Origin of the sequence: Streptomyces sp. LUP47B (genome assembly GCF_001746295.1) — a bacterium.
In the GTDB taxonomy this organism is placed as follows: Bacteria; Actinomycetota; Actinomycetes; order Streptomycetales; family Streptomycetaceae; genus Streptomyces.
On the sequence record NZ_MJAH01000003.1, the window covers coordinates 372,683 to 392,126 of the forward strand.

A 19,444-nucleotide genomic window follows, 5' to 3' on the forward strand; every position below is an offset into this window, starting at 1 on the left:
CTCCCGGTCATGGTGTCAGCCCTTCAGGGCTTCTTGGAGGAGGTGGCTGTCGGCGGCCTGCCGCATCCGTGCGAGCTTGCCGTCGCGGACGGTCCACAGGTGGATGAAACGGACGTCGGCCTTGTTCCCGGTCTTCGTCTCGGCCCGGTAATGCCCGTACACGACGACGTGGTCGTCGTCGGCTCCGTAGAACTCCTCGGCCACCGCGCCGAAGGACTCGTAGCTCGGCATCATCACGCCGAAGAAGTCCTTCGCCACGTTGTCCCAGCCGTGGTACACGCCGCTGTTCGGGAAGCCCGGGGTGATGTCCCAGACGAGGTCGGGGGCCATGACCTCCTTGGTGACCTCGGGCGCCATTCCGGAGTCGTAGAGCCGGCGGACGAGCGTGACGTTCGCAGAGTCGGACATGGTTCGCTCCTTGCGGGAGGTGATCTGATACGGGAACGGAAGCCTGTGATCAGGCGGCGAGGGTGGTCCGCCCGGCGCGGAAGATCGCGGCCTGTCGCGCGACGCGCGCACCGAGGTGCTCCGCGGTGGCGATGTCCGACTTGTGGACCGCTTCCGGGCCGGCGTCGGTCGGGCTCTGGGCCCCGGCGCCCAGGAAGAAGCCGAGCCGGTTGATGTCGTCCTCACTGCCCGTGGTGGAGGCCCAGCCCGGCTGCAGACCCAGGGCGATCCAGTGCATGCCGTGCTGGGCGGCCATGGTGGCGAAGTAGCTCAGAGTGGACGACTTGTCGCCGTTCTTGGCTCCGGAGTTGGTGAAGCCCGCGGCGAGCTTGTCCGCCCAGGCCTGCGAGTACCAGCGCTTGGTGCTCGCCTGGGCGAAGGCGTGGAAGGCGGCGGAGGCGGTGCCCATGTACGTGGGGGCACCGAAGACGATCGCGTCAGCGGCGTCCAGCTGCGCCCACTGCTCGTCGGTGATGGTGTCCACGGACACGGACACCACCTCGGCGGCTTCCGCTGCGCCACGCGCCACGGCTTCGGCGATGACGGCCGTGTGGCCGTAGCCCGAATGAAAGGCAATGGCGATTGTGGGGCGGCCGGAAAGGGACATGGTGATGAGGGCTCCTCGAATGTCTTGCTCGGTATGTGACCAAGCCTTGCATCGGAAGAGCGCGCTGTGAGGGGGAAGAAATTTTCCCCTGCATGCCATTCTCCGGGTAACCGATTTTCCCCTTCAGGCGCGACGGAAAGACCTGGTCCTCGGGGAATTGCGTGGGGCCGAACTCATCCCTCAGCCCTCACGTGTGTTCCACAGCTCCCGGAGTTCGTCCCAGTGCGGTGCCGGGCCCTGCAAGGTGGGCGGGTCGGCGGCGGAGGTGCGCAGCCCGGCGAGGACCAGGTCGAGGTAGCGCAGGTGGAGCGCGGCGGCCCGTTCACCGGTGACCGGCATCCGCGCGGTGAGGACCAACCCCCTCGGCGCCCTGGTCGGTGTGCTCTGGCTGGTCGTCGTCCTCGTCCCGGTCTACTGGGTCGTCGTCACCAGCCTGCGCACCCGCGAGGGCTTCTTCGACGCCAACCCGCTCGCCCTGCCGACCAGTCCCACCCTGGAGAACTACCGGCTCGTCCTCGACAGCGGCTTCTCCCACTACCTCCTCAACAGCGCCCTGGTCACCGTCGGAGCGACGCTGCTGACCCTCGCCGTGTCGTTCCTGGCCGCGTACGCCATCGTCCGCGGCACCAGCCGCGCGCTGCGCTGGGCGTTCAGCGTCTTCCTGCTGGGACTCGCGATCCCGCTGCAGGCCACGATCATCCCGGTGTACTACCTGATCGCCAAGGCGCAGATGTACGACACCCTGCCCGCGATCGTGCTCCCGTCGGCGGCGTTCGCGATCCCGCTCACGGTGATCATCCTGGTCAACTTCCTGCGTGACATCCCCGACGAGTTGTACGAGTCCATGCGCGCGGACGGCGCCGGTCACTGGCGAATGCTCTGGAGCCTGGCCGCGCCGCTGTCCCGCCCCGCCCTGATCACGGTCACGATCTACGACGCCCTCAACGTGTGGAACGGCTTCCTCTTCCCGCTGATCCTCACCCAGAGCCCCGACAAACGGGTCCTGCCGCTGTTCGTGTCGAGTTTCCAGGGCGAGCTCACCATCAACACCCCCGCGATCCTGGCGGCGGTCGTCCTGTCCACGCTGCCGATCCTCGCCCTCTACGTCCTCGGCCGCCGCCGGCTCATCAGCGGGCTCACCGCCGGTTTCGGCAAGTGAGGGGATGTCCGGCCGACGGCGAGCGTGGAGGAATGGTCACCTCCGGAACCGTGTTGGCCCTGACATGAGCGAAGCAGTAGTAGCGAGCGCGTACGGCGGTCCCGAGGTCCTGTCGGTCATCGATGTCACCGTCCCGGAACCCGGGCCGGGCCAGGTGCGCATCGCGGTCCGCGCGGCCGGGGTGAACCCCTTCGACCACAAGATGTACAGCGGTGCCTTCGGGACCGATCCGGCGAAGCTGCCGATGCGGCTCGGTGCCGAGGCGGCGGGTGTGGTGACGGCGGTGGGCGCCGACGCGACCGGCCCGGCAGGTCCGGTCCAGGTGGGCGACGAGGTGATCGCCTATCGCGCGCCCGGCGCCTACGCCGCCGAACTCGTCGTCCCGGCCTCGTCGGTGGTGCCGAAGCCCGCCGGCCTGTCCTGGGAGCAGGCCGGCGGCCTGATGGTCGTCGGCGCCACCGCCGTGCACGTTCTCGAGGCGATTTCCCTGAGCAAGGACGAGACGGTGCTGATCCATGGCGCCGCCGGCGGAGTCGGCCTGATGGCCGTGCAGCTGGCGGTCGCGCGAGGCGCCACGGTCCTGGGAACGGCGAGCCCGGCCAGGCACGAACTGCTGCGCGACCTCGGAGCGATCCCGATCGCCTACGGGCCCGGCCTGGCCGACCGGGTGCGCGCGGCAGCACCGGAGGGCGTCCACGCGGCGGCCGACCTGGTGGGCACCGACGAGGCGGTGGACGTCTCGGTGGAACTCGTGGCGGACCGTTCCCGCATCGCCACCATCGCGGGCTTCGGGCGTGGGGCCCAGGCCGGCATCAAGCTCCTCGGCGGCTCGCCCGGCGCCGATCCGGGCACGGACGTCCGCGACGCCGCCCGCCTGCAGCTCACGGAGGCTGTGGAGGCAGGGCGACTGCGCGTCCTGATCGCCGGCAGCCACCCGCTTCGCGAAGCCGCTGCCGCCCATCGCCAGATCATGACCGGTCACACCAGCGGAAAGGTCGTCCTGGTGCCGTGACCCGAGCGCATCCGTAGACCCGTGTCATCGCGCGGGCTTCTTAGAGGCCACTGTGTCCCGGCGGGATCCCGTCATCGCCGTCGGACCGGTTCAGCTCGCTGTCTACACTCAGTTGAGACGAGCTGAACACATCAGAGGAGCCCGGGATGCCGCGCAACCGCCAACAGATCCCCCGTGAAGAGCGGGCGGGTGATCTGCTAGCCGCGGCCACTGAGCTTTTCCTCTCCAAGGGCTACGACAAGACCACGATGGCGGACATCAGCGCGGCCGCCGGTGTCGCCAGGGGCAACGTCTACTGGTACTTCGCCTCGAAGGACGACATCTTCGCCGCGGTGATGGACCGGATGCTCAGCCGCGAGATCCGCACGCTCAGCGCGGAGCAGGCGGGTGCCGACCCACTGAGCCGGCTGGTGCGCGGCCTGTCCGACATGCGTCTGTACAGGCCGCTGCACCAGGCCATGCACGACCGGCTTCCGCATTCCGAGGCCGTTCGCGCCGCGCACACCACCTTCCTCGACTGGATCGTCGGACTTGTCGACGAGGTCATGGCCGAGCACGGCCTCGACGGCGACCCCGGCATCGACGCCGCGCTCCTGCGCGATGTCGCGGTCGCCGTGTTCGAGGGCGCGAATGTGCCCAACGACCGGAACAGACCGGCACACGAGATGATCCGCTTCGTGATGGAGTCCATGCTGGTCGGCCGGTCACCGGTCAAGGGGCGCGACCGCTGAACGCGGCCGGTCAGTGCTGGTGGGTGGCGACTCCCGCCGAGACCGCCTCCGGCACCCTGACCGCATCCGCGGCCGGATTCCCGGTCTCTGCCCCGCGCAGCCGGTCGAGTACGGCGACCGGGTCGGCCGGAGCCTGCTCGCCCCGCCACCCGACGTGCCCGTCAGGGCGGACCAGCACCAGCGGCCGCTCGTACAGTCTCGCCGCCGCAAGATCGGCGAGGTGCAGCACCGTCAACGGCACGTCACGCTGCCGTGCTGCCTTCACCAGCGGGGACGGGTCTGCCGCCCCCGAAGCCACGAGCACGAAACCGCGGCCGAAGTGGTCGAGCACCGAGGTGCCGTCGGGCAGCCGGACGTGCGGTGCCCGGCAACCGGGCCAGGTCGACGGGGCGTAGTCGTCCGGTTCGTCAGGCGGTTCCGGGGTGCCGTCCGGCACACAGATGGGGGAGCCGCTGTAGCGGTATCCGAGCTGCACGCCCGTGCAGCGGAACTCCTTGCCCCTCGCCCGGCGGATCGTCTCGCCCATCTCACGGCGGGCCCGCTCGCCCTCCGCGCCGACGAGGCCGAGTGCCGCGTCGGGTGCCAGCCGGGAGTCGGACCTCCAGTTGCTCGATGCCTCCGTGACGTTGCGGACGGCGATCGGCCGTCGCTCCAGCTCGTAGCTGTCGAGCAGCGCGGGGCCTCCCCAGCCCTTCAGGACCGCGGCGAGCTTCCAGCCGAGGTCGACAGCGTCGCCGATCCCGGTGTTGGCACCGAAGCCCCCCTTGGGCCACAGGAGATGTGCCGCATCGCCCGCGAGGAACACCCGTCCCGCACGGTAGCTGCGGGCCACAACGCAGTGCCCGCTCCAGGGCTGGGCGGCGAGTATCTCCACGTCGATGGGCGCACCGACGGCTTCGTGCACCCAGGCGACCGCGTCCCCGGGCTCCGGCTCTTCGTCCAGGTAGACCGAGAGCCGCCACTCGTCCACGCCGTTGACCACGGTGATGTACGGCCTGCGGGCCGACGACAGCGTGTGGATCTGCACCGCGTGGCCGCCCAGCCGCTCCCGGAGCAGGCCCAGCAGTTGCGGCGCACGGAAGTGCACCGCGAAGTTCTGACCCTGCGCGAACCTGCCCTCGAACTCGATGCCCAGCGACCGCCGTACGCTGCTGCGGCCACCGTCACAGGCCACCAGGTAGTCGCCGGTGAGTGTCTCGGAGGCGCCGCTGTCCAGGTCGCGCACCACGGCGAGAACACCGTCGGAGTTCTGCTCGAAGGACTCCAGGCGCGTGGCGAACCTGATGTCGACAGCGGGCAGGCCCCGCGCCGTCCGTTCGAGCAGCGGCAGGAACGAGAACTTGGACAGGAACGCGGGGCCCTCCGGCGTCAGCCGACCGTACACGCCGGGAGACCGGTTCGTGACCCCGTAATCGAACTCGGCCAGTACATGTCCCGTCACTGACGTGGCGAACACCGTCCGGTGCGGGTAGTCCGTGGGCGGTGCCGACTCCGCGCGGGCCTCTTGCGCACAGCCCCAGCGCCGAAGGTGTTCCATGGTGCGGGAGAAGATCGCCTCGCCCGCGGGGAAGGGCACGCGGCCGTCGCCTTGATCGATCACGGTGACCGGCACACCGCGCCACCCCAGCTCGATCGCGAGCGAGAGCCCCACGGGCCCCGCTCCCACGACGAGGACACGCTGCGATCCGGCTCTCTCGTTGCGGTCAGACACAGGGGACCTGCCTTCCTGAACACGGCTTGGATCAGTCGCGACCCAATCTCTTGAACCCGAGTCAGAGTCGCATGCCCGTGCAGTTCTGTGGAAGAGCATGATGAGCTGATATCTATCGACGGTGCGGGTGCGGTGTTACGCTTGACCTCGGTTCAAGAGATAGGGGAGCGCCGTGATGTCACCGGCCGATCGAAGCGATGCTGTGGGCCGCTGTCGTGCCCTGGTCGTCGGTTATCACCGCGACATCGACAGCGGCCGGGCCACCGCAGGGATCGGTGCGTTCGCCGATGACGCCGAGTTCGAGGCACATGGCCGGGTCTTCCGCGGTCGGGACGAGATACTCGGCTTCCTCGGCGCGCGCGAGGCCGACACCGGACGGCAGACCGTCCATGTGCTCGCCAACGAGGTCGTCACCGGTCAGGACGGCGAGGACGACGGACGTGACGACCGGCGCGTCGAGCTGCGGACGATGGTTCTGCTGCACGTCCGCCGGCCCGACGGCGCCTACGTCCTCGACCGCGTCCTCGACACCGTCCACCGGTTCCGCCACTCGGGCGGACGGTGGCAGATCACGCACCGTCTCTCGAGGCCGCTGCACCCCACCGTCTGACGGGCAAGGAGGCCCCCACGATGACGACGACCCCCCAGAGCACGGCCGCCCCCGCGGCCACCGAGACCCAAGCCGTCGCGCTCCAGATATCCGAGCTCGTGCTCAAGACCGGCCGCTACGACGACATGGCCGCCTTCTACACGCACGTACTGGGACACGGCCCGTTCTACGAGCGGACCCCCGATCCCGACGCCCCGCCGCGTCCCGCGGGAATGCCCGAGCGGGCGGTCGATGTCCGACTTGGCTTCTTCCGCGTCGTAGACGGCCCGCACAGCCAGGTCCTGGCCCTGTTCGGCATCGACAGCCTGATCGGGACCGACGCCTCCGGGCCCGGCCTGCATCACTTCCAGTTCGGTGTCGGCTCGCTCGGCGAACTGGTCTCCCAGCACGAGCACATGGCGTCCATCGGCACGCGTCCGCACCGGGCGGCCAACCACGGCCAGGCCACCAGCTTCTACTACCGCGACCCGGACGGGAACATCGTCGAGTTCTCCTGCCCCAACTTCGCCACCACGGAGGAGGAGGTGGCCTTCATGTCCGGCCCCGTCTTCGCCGCCAACCCCTCCGGCCTGGAACTCGACCCCGATCGCTTCGTCGCCCGCTACCGCGCAGGTGATCCCGTGGACGAGCTGCTGCGCCTCGACAACCAGGCGGTCGCCCTGTGACCAGACTCGTCAGTATGGCCAAGGGGATCGGCAGACTCGAGGACGACGGCGAGACCGTCGCCCTGCTCGACCTCGACGCGACGGACCTCGGTGCCGCCCTGCAGGCCGGCCTCGACATCACGTCCATCGCCACGGCCGCCGTCCGCGACCGGATACCCGCGACGCAGGCCCAGCTCATCGCGCCGGTGCCCAGACCCTCGAAGATCTGGGCAGTGGGTTACGCCTACGCCGGTCACCGCACCGAGGTGGGGTACACCGGCACGGTCGAGGACCCGGTCATCTTCCTGAAGGCCCCGTCCTCGGTGACCGGCCCAGGAGAGCGGATCCGTTTCCCCAAGGCGGCCCCCGACGAGGTCGACTACGAAGGCGAACTCGCGGTCGTCATCGGCAGGCGCGCCACCGACGTGTCGGAAGCGGACGCGTACTCCTTCGTCGCCGGCTTCACGATCTGCAACGACGTCAGCGCGCGCGACATCCAGAAGGGACGTGTCCCCGGCCGAGCCGCCGACGTCACCGCGGCCAAGAGCTTCGACACGTTCACCCCGATGGGCCCCGCCCTGGCCACGCTCGACGGGTTCACCGACCCCGACGACCTGCACCTGCGCACCTGGGTCGGCGGCGAGCTGCGCCAGGACGCACGCACCTCCCAGCTGATTCACCCCGTCCCCGCCCTGGTCTCCTACCTGTCGCGGCAGACGACGCTGGAGCCCGGCGACGTGATCGCGACCGGAACACCGTCCGGAGTCGGGCACAAACGCGGCCTGTACCTGCGGTCGGGCGTCGAGGTGCGGATCGAGATCGAGGGGATCGGAATTCTCGTGAACACCTGCGCCTGAAAAGCAGGGTCATGCTGACAGAGGGCAACGCCCTCGAAGTAACGTCCGGCGGCCATCACAAGTCGGCGGCCCTTCCATTGGAGGCCATGAAAATGAGCGGTGACACCAAGAACGGTTTCGGTGGCGGAAACCCTTGGGACTACATTCAGCCCTGGGACGATGAGCGTTTCGGCAAGGAAATTCAGGACGACGGCCAACGGGCGAAATGGGAGATGGCCGTGGCCATCGCCGGCGGGCTCCCGTACATTTGGCAGGAACTGGCCCGGCCCATCTCCGAAATCGTCTACGGTCTCCTCGAACTGCGTGCCGGAGACCGAGTTCTGCTCATCGGTGAGGGCATCGCGCCCGCCGGGTGGCTCGAAGACATGCGTGAGCTGGTGGGCCCCGAGGGCGCCGTGGACTCGGTGGAGATCATCCAGGACGGGCGGAAGGCGGTCCTGGGCCGCATCCCCGGCCGTAACGGCCAGACCGGATGCTGGCGCTGGGACTACGCGGACTCGCTGGCGGACGAGTCGTACGACTGCGTCGCCGTGCTGCAGGCGACCCAGCACGCCGACGACTGGGAGGAGACGGCCGGGGACCTGCTGCGTGTCATGAAGCCCGGCCGTCGCATCGTGCTGGCCGAGTCGGTCCTGAAGGGCTCGGCGTTCTACGCCCGCATCAACTCCGATGTCCATCTCCGCCAGTGGTTCGACAAGCTCTTCCAGCATGTTCCCGAGGAAGACATCCCGTATTACTCCGGGGAAGAGATCCGCGAAGCGTTCGGGGACCGGGTTGCCAACCCCCAACTGATGGAGTGGCGCGGCATCGAGATGTTCTGGGGTCGGAAGAAGTAACCGCGCTTCGTTTCACCCCACGCCGCCCAGGGACAAGGAGGTCCCCGTGAAGGTCATCGAAGACGTCATGGTCTTGGGCTCTGCTCAGCCATTGCGCAGTGTCGCCCGCGACGAGCACCTGCTGCTGTCGCCCCCGCATCCGCCCAAGGTGCCCGTCAAACTGTGGCAGGACCACCCGCCGCTGAGCGTGGTGCATTACCCGCAGGAATACCAGGCAGAGGCATACGCCCCACCACGCGGTGTGTACGAGAACGACGAAATCCGCGTCGAGTGGCAGAAACTGGACGGCAGGCAGCCTTTTTATCACCGTAACTGCGATGTGGACGAGATCTCCTATCAGATCGCCGGCGAGCGCACGCTGATGAGTGAACTCGGCTCGATCGAATTCCAGCCCGGCGAGTTCTCCCGCATCCCCCGGGGTGTGGCCCACGACAACTACTGCCGTACCGAAAGCCACTTGCTGTTCTACATTCCGGCGCCGGTCACCGAGCTCCTGCCGGGCCGACGCGAGTCCCAGCCGATGTTCCCGCCGTTCCCCGGCTGGCAGCCGGGTGCGGCCAACGAGGCGGTCACCCAGTGCATGGCCGCACTCGGCCACGACATCACCGTCTTCGGGGTCGACGAGCAGCTCCTGCTCGACCAGGTGCACAGCGAGGACCGCCGGATGCCGGTACTGAGGGCCGATCCGGAGCAGGACGTCACCTGGCTGTACGGAACCGACGGCATCCGCCTCGGAGCGGTCACCACCACGCCCGGCAGCGAACGCCGTTATCGCCGCACCCTCGATGCCGACGAGATCCAGTACCAGGCGGCCGGCCACCGGACCCTGATCACCCAGCGCGGCATCGTCGACCTCGAGCCCGGCGATTTCGTGCGCATCCCGCTCGGCATCTCCCACACCAGCGTGGTGACCGAGCCCGGCCACTACGTAAGTCTCCTCTCACGGCGGGAGCTGCCCCAGGTCGCCAAGACCTCTCGCACGGCCGACTCCTGCACACCCGAACGGCTCTCGAACCTCGACGTGGAGGTCCAACGATGACCACGATGCTTGCCGTGCGAGCCCACCACGGCTCCGAAGTGCTCGTGCTCGACGAGATCTCCGTCCCCGAGCCCGGTCCGCTCGACGTAGTCGTCAAGGTCGCCGCCGCCGGGCTGGCCCCGGGCATCATGCGGCTGCTCGACATGGGCGCGTTCAAGCATCTGCCCACCACCCTCGGCCACGAGGCCGCGGGCACCGTCACCGCCGTCGGCAGGGAAGTCACCGGGCACCGCGTCGGCGACCGGGTGCGTGTGCATCCCTTCCTCAACTGCCGTGCGTGCGACTACTGCCGTACCGACCGGGACATGATGTGCGCCGAGCAGTCCATACTCGGCCACGCCGCCTTCGGTGACATCCCGATGCCGCTCTACGCGGAGTACCACAACGGCGGACTCGCGGAATACGTACGGGTGCCCCACTGGCTCATCGATCCGCTGCCGGACTTCATCGGCTTCGACGTCGCGGCCAAGGTGCACGACATGGCCAACGCCGTGCGCGCGCTCAAATGTGCCGAACTGCCCAGCGAATCCACCCTGGTGGTCACCGCGGCGACCGGAACCATGGGTACCGCGACGGTGAAGCTCGCGGAGCACTTCGGCGTCGCCCGGCTGATCCTCGTCGGCCGGGACGCCGAACGCCTCAACTCCGTCGCGGCGCTGTCCGGTAACGTCCCCGCCAGTGTCGTAGCCCTCGACGAACTGCCCGAAGACTGGGCGGCCGACGGCGCACTCACCCGCCGACTGCGTGAGACGGCACCCGAAGGGGTCCATGGCGTCATCGACTTCATCCCCGAAGGACCGGCCATCGGCCAGGCCATGGCCGCGCTGGCCACCGGCGGCACACTGGTCCACATGGGAGGCAACTCCGCCCCGTTGCCGCTGATACCGATCGTCCAGATGATGCACTGCTGGCGCTTCGTCGCCACCCGCGCCTACACCCGCACGGACGCGCAGGACGTGCTGCGCCTGCTGGAGACCGGCGTCCTCACCATCGATGAACTCATCACCCATCGATTCCCGCTCACCGACGCCATCAAGGCCATCGACGCCATACAGCAGCGCGCCGACAACCCGATGTGGATGACCGTGGTCAACCCCTGACCCGACGCTCGGGTCCAGCACGGTGCTCTGCGGAGCGGGCTCGGATCCAGCGACTCAGATGCCGCGACTCAGATACCGCGACTCAGGTCCAGCGAGAGGAAACCGGAAAGTGTCCGAGACAGAAGCCGTACGCGGCGAAGAGCAGCCCTTGCTCACGGTGGTCGGAGCCGCCGGCCTCTGCGGTACGCACGTACTTCAGGCGGCTCGGCAGGCACCGTTCCGGGTCCGTGCCGTGGTGCACGGGCCGGCGGGGCGGGAGCGTGTGGCCGCCCTGGGTGCCGACGAGATCGTCCAGGCGGATCTGGCGGAGCCAGAATCCGTCCGCCAGGCGCTGAAGGACACCGACCTGGTGTTCATGATCCCTCCTGCGTTCCACCCGGAGGAGGACGTCTTCGCGAGCAGGGCGCTCGAAGCGGCCGAGCACGCCGGTGCGCGCCGGTTCGTGTACCTGTCCGTCCTCCATCCGCACACCCCCGGGCTGCGCCATCACCTGCGCAAGGCGAACGCCGAGGCCGCCGTGCGGGCTTCGGGCCTGGACTGGACGATCCTCCAGCCCTCGATGTTCGCCCAGATCGTCCTGTCGACGTGGGGGAGGGCTCCGGCCGGGCACGTGAACGTGCCGTTCGACGTCCACAACGAGTTCTCGTTCATCGACCTGCGTGACCTCGGTGAAGTCGGCGTCAAGGTGCTCTCCGAACAGGGACACGGCTCGGCGACCTACGAACTCGCCGGACCAGCGCTGACGTTGGCCGAGGCGGTGCGCCTCGCCGGGCGGGCACGAGGAGTGGATCTGGAGGCGAGGACGGTGGACTGGGCGGACGCACCGCTCCCGCCAGGAGTGGCGGACGACCCGTCCCGGGGCCCCGACATGCGTGCCATGTGGCAGGACTACGACCGGCACGGCCTGCACGGCAACAGCAACGTCCTGCGGATGCTGCTCGGCCGCGAACCCGCGTCCTTCGTGGAAGCGGCCGCCGCGTTCGCCGCGCGCGGCTGAGCTCGGCCTGCCACTCGTAGCGACCGGGCACCCGCTCGCTCGGCGCGACGGTGCAACCGAGCCTCCACTCCCGCCCGTTGTCCTTCCGTCCGGTACGAACCGTTCGGAAGGACAACGGGCGTCGAACCGTTCTGTCCGAAAAGGAAGGTGGTCTTCTCGGGCCGCCTTTGCCCAAACCGCGCGATACCGCCCATTCGGTCGCACTGCCCCTCCGGCGTCGTCGCGAGGGAGGCAGAACTCTCCAGCAATCACGCTCCGCTTGTTGACGTGTCGCTCGTCACATGAGTACTGTCCCGGCACTTCGAGCGTTTGAAACGATTCAATCCTGGAGGTGTCATGCTCCGAACACGCTCGCTCCTACTCCAACTCCTCAGAGCCCTTGTGGTGTTGGCCGTCGTCGCAAGCGTGGCGACCCTGCCGGCGTCCGTGTCCTCCGCGGCGTCGGAGCCGGACTCGCCGTTCGCCGTGAACGCTTTGACCACCAACGGCCGGGTGAACCCGCTGGGCATCGGCGGCGAGGAGCCCGTCTTCGGCTGGCAGTTGGCGTCCGCCCGGCGAGCGACGTCGCAGAAGGCCTACGAGATCCAGGTCGGACGCGCGCCGGGGTCTGCCGATGTCTGGTCGTCCGGCAGGGTGAGGTCCGACCGCCAGGTCGACGTGCGGTACGGCGGCCCCGCACTGGAGCCGGCCACCCGCTACTACTGGCACGTCCGGGCCTGGGACGACAAGGGAACCGCGAGCCGGTGGAGCACCGACGCGCACTTCGAGACGGGTCTGCTGGAGCCCGGCGACTGGGGCGGTGCCCAGTGGATCACTCGTCCAGCGCCGCCGAGTGAGCTGGACAAGTGGACCGACTACACGGCCACGGTCGAGTTCAAGCTCGACAACGCCGCCTTCGGCATGTTCCTGCGCGCCCCCGACGTGAGCAACGGGTACATGTGGCAGTTCAGCGTCACCGGCCCGACCCCGATGCTGCGACTGCACAAGCAGGTCAAGGGCAACTACTCCGTCGTCCAGGAGGTGGATCTCGCGCCCTACGGCTTCACCGACGCGGATCTCCTCGCCGACCGGCACACCGTCCGCTACGACGTGGCGGGCAGCACCATCACGACGACGCTCGACGGCAAGCAGGTCAACACCTTCACGGACTCCACGTTCACCAAGGGCTACATCGGCTTCCGCACACACTCCTGTTGCGGCGAACGGGGAACCGTCTACGACGCCGTCGTGACCGGCGCCGACGGCGGCACCCTGCTCGACACCGACTTCGCGTCCGGCCGCAATCCGTTCACCGACGGTGAGATCGTCGACTCCGCCCTCGCGGTGTCCGGCACCACCGACGCCCTGTACGGCCCCGCGGCCCGACCGCTGCCCTTGCTGCGCAAGGACTTCGGGACACAGACCGGCAAGAAGGTCGCCTCCGCGCGCGTCTACGCATCAGCACTCGGCCTGTACGAGCTGGAGATCAACGGCAAGGCGGTCGGCGACCAGGTGCTCGCCCCGGGCTGGACGAACTACGACAAGCGCATCCAGTCCCAGACCTACGACGTGACGAAGCTGCTCGCGAGCGGCGACAACGTGATCGGCGCGTCCCTGGCGAGCGGCTGGTGGGCCGGCAAGGTCGGGATCGGCTGGAGCCGTCAGTACGGGGACACCCCCGCTCTCGTGGCGAGGATGCGCATCACCTACACCGACGGCTCGACCCAGTGGGTCGCCACGGACGATTCGTGGAAGGCGGCGGAGGGACCCTACGCGAAGGCCGACCTGCAGGACGGCGAGACGTATGACGCCCGTCTGGAGCCGACGGGCTGGAGCCGACCGGGATTCGACGACGCGCGGTGGGAACCCGTCGCGAGCCTGGAGTCCCGTACCGCCCTCCTGGTCCCGCAGAGTGACGAGCCCGTGCGCCGGACCCAGGTGCTCAACGCCCGGAAGATGACGGAGCCCACCCCCGGAACGTACGTCTACGACCTCGGCCAGAACATGGTCGGCGTGTCACGGCTGACCCTCACCGGCTCCACCGGCCAGACGGCCAGGATCCGCTACGCGGAGGTACTCAACAAGAACGGCACCCTCTACACCGACAACTTCCGCAGTGCCAAGGTTACCGACCGCTACACCTTCGCCCAGTCGGGAAAGGCCACCTACGAGCCCACCTTCACTCAGCACGGGTTCCGCTACGTCGAGATCACCGGCGTGACCGAACCTCCCGCGCTTTCCGACGTCAAGGGCGTCGTGTGGGGTTCCGACCTCCCCACCACCGGCACGTTGAGGACCTCGGACACCATGCTCGACCAACTGGTGAGCAACATCTCCTGGAGTCAGCGGGGCAACTTCCTCTCCATCCCCACCGACACCCCCGCCCGCGACGAACGACTGGGATGGACGGGAGACATCAGCCTGTTCGCGCCGACGGCCAACTACCTCGTCGACACCCGCGCGTTCCTCTCCCACTGGATGGCGGACGTACGCAACTCCCAGCACCCCGACGGTGACTTGCCGGCAGTCGTACCGTCCCCTCAGGGCCAGTTGAGCGACAGCGGTGTCGGCTGGTCCGACGTGATGATCACCGTGCCGTACTCGGTGTGGCATGCGTTTGACGACACCCGCATCCTGCGGGAGAACTATGCGGCCATGCAGAAGTTCTTCCAGTTTGTGCGCGACAGCGCCGGACCGGACCTGCTCGAGCCCGGCCGCACCACGTTCTTCACCAACGACTGGCTCAACCTGGACGACCCGACCGAGCAGGGCATCCTGGGCACGGCCTACTACGCCGAGGACGCCCGCATGATGGCCGAGGTGGCGGGGGCCCTGGGCGACACGGAGGCGGCGTCCGACTACGGCAAGCTCTCCGCCGACATCCGCGACGCCTTCACCAAGGCCTACGTCGCAGCCGACGGCACCGTCAAAGGCAACTCGCAGACGGGGTACGCCCTGTCCCTCGGCATGAACCTGATCTCCGATCCGGCACTGGTCGACAAGGCCGGCGAGAAGTTCGTGGCCAAACTCGCCCTCACCGACTACCACTTGAGGACCGGGTTCATCGGCACACCACTGCTGCTGCCCGCGCTGAGCAGGATCGGCCGGGACGACCTCGCCTACAAGATGCTGCTGCACAAGGACTACCCGTCCTGGGGCTACGAGGTCGCCAACGGAGCCACCACCATGTGGGAGCGCTGGAACTCGATCATGCCTGACGGCAGCTTCGGCCCGGTCGACATGAACTCCTTCAACCACTACGCCTACGGTGCCGTGGGTAACTGGATGTTCCAGAACATCGGCGGCCTCTCCGCGATCGGACCCGGCTACAAGCGCTCCCGGATCGCGCCGGTGCCCGGCGGAAACCTGACGCAGGGATCAGGAAGCCTCAAGACCGTCTACGGCCCGCTGTCCTCGCGGTGGAGCACCCGCAACGGCGCTCTCGACCTGAAGGTGACGGTGCCGGTCAACACCGTCGCGGAGGTCCACGTACCGGCGAAGAGCCGGTGGGCGGTCACCGAGGGCGGCCGACGGGCCGAGGCCGCCAAGGGAATCCGCTTCCTCCGGATGGAGAACGGGGCCGCCGTGTTCGAGGTCGGCTCGGGGTCCTACAGCTTCGGCGTCGACACCGTCCACGGCGGCTGAGCGGCGAAGACCATCGCGGCCCTCTTCGAGAGGGCTGCCCGGCGCTCACGGCCTTCCCCTGTCGCATCCCGTCCCGGCGGCAGGGGAGCGTCGCTCCAGGACATCGGCAGCCGGCGTGGGGACGCAGCCGGCTGTGCCTATGCCACTCCCCAGGCCGAGCTCAATCCCGACGCTTTGCCGGCGCCGGCCCTGCGTGGCACGGCCTGAATGCGCCGTGCCGCACCCGGGTCAGGCAGAGCCTGATCGCACTGTCAGTGCAGCCGTATGAAAGCCGCCGGCCTGTCGGAAATCCTTCGCCGGCCCGCTCCGGATGTCGGTTCTCCAGGTATTTGAGGTCGTGGCTGGCATCGGACGAGGACGTGGCCGGAAGCTGACTGCGCTGCGAGTCGAGTGCGGCATCGCCGTGCCATGAGGGAGAGTTCTGTGAGTGCTACACACAAAGTGAACGACCACCGAGAACGGCAGGTGGCCACGCTGGTCATGGCCTGTCTCGGAATGTTCGTCGCCTATCTGCCGGTGACCACCGTCTCGGTGAGCCTGCCCGCCATCCAGAGGGCATTGCACGCTTCGACCTCCCAACTGACCTGGGCCTCCTCCGCGTTCCAGCTCCCCATGGCCGCTCTCATCCTGACCGCCGGGGTCTTCGGCGACGTGCACGGCCGTAAGAAGGTGTACCTGGCGGGCCTCGCGATGGCCGGCGTGGGAGCGGCCGTCGCACTGTCGGCCCAGTCGGTCGAGGTCCTCTGGATCGGCCAGGCGTGCGCCGGTCTGGGCGCCGCCGCGCTGCTGCCCTCGACGCTGGCGCTGATCAGTCATGCCGTGCCCGACCCGCGAAAGCGCGCCACGTTCGTCGGGCTCTGGGCGGCGTCCCTGATGACCGCGCTGGCCGTCGGGCCGATGATCGCCGGTGTGATCCTCGACCACACCACCTGGCGTTGGATCTTCCTGCCGACCATACCGGTGGCCGTCATCACCCTCGCGGTCGCGGCACCGCTGGTGACCGACTCCCGCGCTCCCGGCGATCGCCGGCTGGACTGGCCAGGTCAGATCGTGGCGGCGCTGACGATCAGCGCCCTGGTCTACGGCGTCATCGAGGGCGGCGCCACCTCGTTCACCGAGGGGCGGGTGATCGCGGCCCTGTCACTGGCGGCCGTCAGCGCCGTCGTCTTCGTCCTGGTGGAGCGGCGCAGCCCCAGCCCGATGCTGGACCTGTCCCTGTTCCGCAGTGCGGCGTTCAGCGCGACGACCCTGATCGCCATGATCACGTTCCTGGGGCTGATCGGCTTCTTCTTCGTCCTCAGCCTCTACTTCGGCATGGTGCAGCACCTGGACACCCTGCACGCCGGGTACCGGTTGCTGGTCGTCTGTGTGATGTCCCTGGTCGTCGGCGCCCTGGCGGGCCGCCTGATGCACCGGACCTCGCCTCGCGTCATGATCACCGTCGGTCTGCTGGCCACCGCCGGTGCGCTGTTCGCCCTCACCGCGATCGACGCGGGAACCTCCTTCGGTCCGCTGGCCTGGCGGTTGGCCGTCATGGGCCTGGGCCTGGGTCTGGTGATCACCCCGATGACCGCCACCGCCGTCGCTTCGGTGCCCCATCACCTGGCCGGCATGGCGGCGGCGGGCAACAACGCCTTCCGGCAGGTCGGCGGTGCTCTAGGCCCCGCCGTCCTGGGCACCCTGCTGACGACCAGGAGCACCGACGCCCTGCCCGGCCACCTGCGCGACGCCGGCCTCACCGGACCGCTCGCACACCGGATCACCGGCGTCGCGGACGCCGACGGCCTGGGAGCAGTGGCCGGGATGAACCTCGGTAAGGACACCGGCCGGGCGATGGGCGCCCTGGGTGAGGCATTCCTCGACGGGCTCCACCTGTGCCTGATCGTGTCCGCGTGCCTGGTTCTGCTCGCCGCTCTCCTCGGCGCCGTACTACTGCGGACCCCGCAGGCCGCGAAGTCCGCCGTCACCGCTGCCGATCATCCGGCACACTCCGAACCTTCCGTCGAGTCCGAGTCCGAGTCCGAGTCCGAGCCGGTGCTGGTCGGTGCCCATGCTCTGGGGCGGTCGGGGGAGTCCGGGCAACGGATGGGCGCGGTCGGCTTCGCAGCCGGTGTTGAAGGCCTCGTCCCTGACGGTGGCTCCGGTCCCGCCCTGCACGGCCGGATACTCGGTACGGCAGGGGAGGCGGTCGAGAATGCCACGTTGACGCTGATCTCCCCGGGCGGGCGACAGCTGGGCCGGGCCGTGGCGCACTCCGAAGGCCGTTACCGTCTCGACGTGCCGGCGGCGGGATCGTACGTTCTGATCGCGGCTGCCGATGGCCACCAACCGCAGGCGGCCGGCGTGGTGGTGGGTGAGGAGCCGCTGTCCCACGACGTTCTGTTGTCCGCGAACAGCGGGCTGGTCGGCACGGTGGTCACCGCCGGGGACGGGGTGCCCGTGCAGGGTGCCACGGTGGCGGTGACGGACGTACGGGGAGAGGCACTGGCCGCTGAAACGACCGACGTGTCCGGCGCGTTCGCGTTCAGCGAGTTGCCGCAAGGCGATGTCACGGTGGTGGTGAACGCGGCGGGATTCCGGCCCGCCGCGCTCCCGGTGCGGGTGTCCGGCCCTCGACTCGGCCGTCTGGACGTGGTGTTGCGGCCCGGAGCGGAACTTCGGGGCACCGTGAGGGCAGGCGCCGCCCGCCTGCCGTTGACCGACGCGCGGGTCACGCTCGTGGACAAGGCGGGCAACGTCATCGGCACGGCGACCACCGGTCCGGACGGCGGCTACGCCTTCACCGACCTGGACGCGGGGGTCTACTCGGTGATCGCCGGCGGCTATCCGCCGGTTGCCGCGCCGGTTTCCGTGGCCGGACCAGGACATGAGCTCGACGTGGAGCTCGCTCATGCGGAGCGCTGAACGGGCCACCCGATCGGCAACCGTCGGCTGAGAGCGAGGCAGCGGTACGTACCGGTCCGCGCCCGCCCAGGGCACGGAGGGCCCGGCCGGTACGGGGCGCTCCGTGGGTTGCGTGTGGTCCGGGACCTCGCCCCCGCTCCCGGACCACCACGTGCCGCCGTGGACCGGCTCACGTGGTGTGGTCGGCGGCACGGTTCGGTTCGTAGGTGAGTTGCTTGACCTGGCGCAGGACGAGAGCCGTCTCGACCGCCTGGATGCCGTCGAGGGCACCGATCTTCTCGCTCAGATAGGTGTAGAGCTCGTCGGTGCTCGTGAAGTGGGCGGAGACGACGATGTTCTCCTTGCCCGTGGTGGCGGACACGAAGCTCACTTCCTGGTGCGCGGCGATACTGCGGCCCACGTCGGCCAGCGCACGGGGCGTCACGGTGAGCCAGAGCATGACGCTGACGTCTTGTCCCAGGGACCCCTGGTCGTACTGCAGGTCGAAGTACAGGGCGCCGGTGGAGCGCAGGGTCTCGAGCCGCCGTTTGACCGCCGACTCCGACTGGCCGGTGGCCTTGTGCAGCTCGGCCAAGGTGGCCCGGCCGTCACGGCGCAGTACCGCGAGCAGCGCCTCGTCGGCCGCGTCCGGAACGAGCGGGGCATCGAGCGGAACCGGACCGGGGAGCCGCAGCGCGGACTCCTGTTCGGGGGTGAGGGCGTGGGACTTGTTCAACCAGCCCAGTGAGCCGCCGTAGAAGGAGTGCAGGAGACAGTGGGCGGTCACACTGACGATCTGCCGGGTGCGGTGGAGCCGGCCGAAGAGCAGCTCGTCCCGCTCCTTCCGGTTGCGGGGCTTCATGCCGCAGACGACCTCGGTGCCACCCGAGATGAGGTTCACGTAGAGGGTGTCGGGGCGTCTGGCCAGAGCGTCCGCGAGTTGCTCCGCCACGTCAGGGACGCAGTGCAGTCGTACGACCCAGGTCTGCCGACCGAACCGGTCCTCGTCCGTCATGCCGAGAACGCGCACGTTGACGGTGTTGTGCAGCCTCCGGTACCGCCGGGCCACGGTCTGGTCGGAGACCCCGAGGACGGCGGCGATACGGCTGAACGGGGCGCGTCCGTCAAGCTGCAGCGCCTGCAGGATCTGGAGGTCGAGGGGGTCGAGGGTCGGCAGGCCCACCGGC

General features: G+C 68.9%; 17 protein-coding genes. 12 read left to right on the forward strand and 5 right to left on the reverse strand.

The features are described from left to right. Positions 1 to 15: 15 nt before the first annotated feature. The 3 genes from BFN33_RS12200 to BFN33_RS49680 form a co-directional block, all read right to left on the reverse strand. Complete coding sequence (locus tag BFN33_RS12200) at positions 16 to 408, reverse strand: nuclear transport factor 2 family protein (RefSeq protein ID WP_069759970.1); 393 nt, start codon at positions 406 to 408, stop codon at positions 16 to 18. A gap of 49 nt (positions 409 to 457) precedes the next feature. After that, positions 458 to 1,054 (reverse strand): flavodoxin family protein, encoded by a 597-nt coding sequence (locus BFN33_RS12205; RefSeq protein ID WP_069759971.1) that lies wholly within the window; start codon positions 1,052 to 1,054, stop codon positions 458 to 460. A gap of 180 nt (positions 1,055 to 1,234) precedes the next feature. Then, positions 1,235 to 1,393, reverse strand: coding sequence for a hypothetical protein (locus tag BFN33_RS49680; RefSeq protein WP_256122728.1), 159 nt, complete (start codon positions 1,391 to 1,393; stop codon positions 1,235 to 1,237). On the opposite strand from BFN33_RS49680, the gene BFN33_RS12210 reads away from it, so the two are divergent. From BFN33_RS12210 to BFN33_RS12220, 3 genes are all read left to right on the forward strand, one after another. Further along, positions 1,383 to 2,213: a carbohydrate ABC transporter permease gene (locus tag BFN33_RS12210; protein WP_069759972.1), complete on the forward strand. Its 831-nt coding sequence runs from the start codon at positions 1,383 to 1,385 to the stop codon at positions 2,211 to 2,213. The two genes, BFN33_RS49680 and BFN33_RS12210, sit on opposite strands and share 11 nt — an antisense overlap. A 64-nt stretch (positions 2,214 to 2,277) precedes the next feature. Beyond that, complete coding sequence (locus BFN33_RS12215; RefSeq protein ID WP_069759973.1) at positions 2,278 to 3,225, forward strand: NADP-dependent oxidoreductase; 948 nt, start codon at positions 2,278 to 2,280, stop codon at positions 3,223 to 3,225. Positions 3,226 to 3,371: 146 nt separating this feature from the next. Next, the gene (locus BFN33_RS12220) at positions 3,372 to 3,956 is read left to right on the forward strand and encodes a TetR/AcrR family transcriptional regulator (protein ID WP_069759974.1); all 585 of its coding nucleotides are present in this window, start codon (positions 3,372 to 3,374) and stop codon (positions 3,954 to 3,956) included. Between the two features lie 10 nt (positions 3,957 to 3,966). Here BFN33_RS12220 and BFN33_RS12225 read toward each other — a convergent pair whose 3' ends face one another. Further along, positions 3,967 to 5,766 (reverse strand): FAD-dependent monooxygenase, encoded by a 1,800-nt coding sequence (locus BFN33_RS12225; protein WP_079140779.1) that lies wholly within the window; start codon positions 5,764 to 5,766, stop codon positions 3,967 to 3,969. 76 nt (positions 5,767 to 5,842) lie between these two features. On the opposite strand from BFN33_RS12225, the gene BFN33_RS12230 reads away from it, so the two are divergent. The 9 genes from BFN33_RS12230 to BFN33_RS49685 all read left to right on the forward strand — a co-directional run bounded on the left by BFN33_RS12230 (position 5,843) and on the right by BFN33_RS49685 (position 18,278). Further along, positions 5,843 to 6,277, forward strand: a complete 435-nt coding sequence (locus tag BFN33_RS12230; protein WP_079140780.1) for a nuclear transport factor 2 family protein — start codon at positions 5,843 to 5,845, stop codon at positions 6,275 to 6,277. A 20-nt stretch (positions 6,278 to 6,297) separates the two neighbouring features. Next, positions 6,298 to 6,942, forward strand: coding sequence for a VOC family protein (locus tag BFN33_RS12235; RefSeq protein WP_069759977.1), 645 nt, complete (start codon positions 6,298 to 6,300; stop codon positions 6,940 to 6,942). 14 nt (positions 6,943 to 6,956) lie between these two features. Beyond that, positions 6,957 to 7,778: a fumarylacetoacetate hydrolase family protein gene (locus BFN33_RS12240; RefSeq protein WP_069760252.1), complete on the forward strand. Its 822-nt coding sequence runs from the start codon at positions 6,957 to 6,959 to the stop codon at positions 7,776 to 7,778. A 92-nt stretch (positions 7,779 to 7,870) separates the two neighbouring features. Continuing rightward, a complete protein-coding gene (locus BFN33_RS12245) occupies positions 7,871 to 8,614 on the forward strand; it encodes a methyltransferase domain-containing protein (protein WP_069759978.1) in 744 nt (247 codons plus the stop codon). 46 nt (positions 8,615 to 8,660) lie between these two features. Next, positions 8,661 to 9,653, forward strand: a complete 993-nt coding sequence (locus BFN33_RS12250; RefSeq protein WP_069759979.1) for a hypothetical protein — start codon at positions 8,661 to 8,663, stop codon at positions 9,651 to 9,653. Next, a complete protein-coding gene (locus tag BFN33_RS12255) occupies positions 9,650 to 10,753 on the forward strand; it encodes an alcohol dehydrogenase catalytic domain-containing protein (RefSeq protein WP_069759980.1) in 1,104 nt (367 codons plus the stop codon). Before BFN33_RS12250 ends, BFN33_RS12255 begins: the two co-directional genes overlap by 4 nt. A 109-nt stretch (positions 10,754 to 10,862) precedes the next feature. Further along, a complete protein-coding gene (locus BFN33_RS12260) occupies positions 10,863 to 11,750 on the forward strand; it encodes an SDR family oxidoreductase (protein ID WP_218108975.1) in 888 nt (295 codons plus the stop codon). Between the two features lie 336 nt (positions 11,751 to 12,086). Continuing rightward, complete coding sequence (locus BFN33_RS12265; protein WP_079140782.1) at positions 12,087 to 15,374, forward strand: family 78 glycoside hydrolase catalytic domain; 3,288 nt, start codon at positions 12,087 to 12,089, stop codon at positions 15,372 to 15,374. Positions 15,375 to 15,797: 423 nt separating this feature from the next. Further along, on the forward strand, positions 15,798 to 18,278 hold the full coding sequence (locus tag BFN33_RS49685) for a DHA2 family efflux MFS transporter permease subunit (protein WP_370743276.1): 2,481 nt from the start codon (positions 15,798 to 15,800) through the stop codon (positions 18,276 to 18,278). A gap of 169 nt (positions 18,279 to 18,447) precedes the next feature. On the opposite strand, the gene BFN33_RS12275 is transcribed toward BFN33_RS49685, so the two are convergent. Next, positions 18,448 to 19,440 carry an Lrp/AsnC family transcriptional regulator gene (locus tag BFN33_RS12275; protein ID WP_069759981.1) on the reverse strand — a complete coding sequence of 331 codons (993 nt, stop codon included), beginning with the start codon at positions 19,438 to 19,440 and terminating at the stop codon, positions 18,448 to 18,450. Positions 19,441 to 19,444 lie beyond the last annotated feature (4 nt).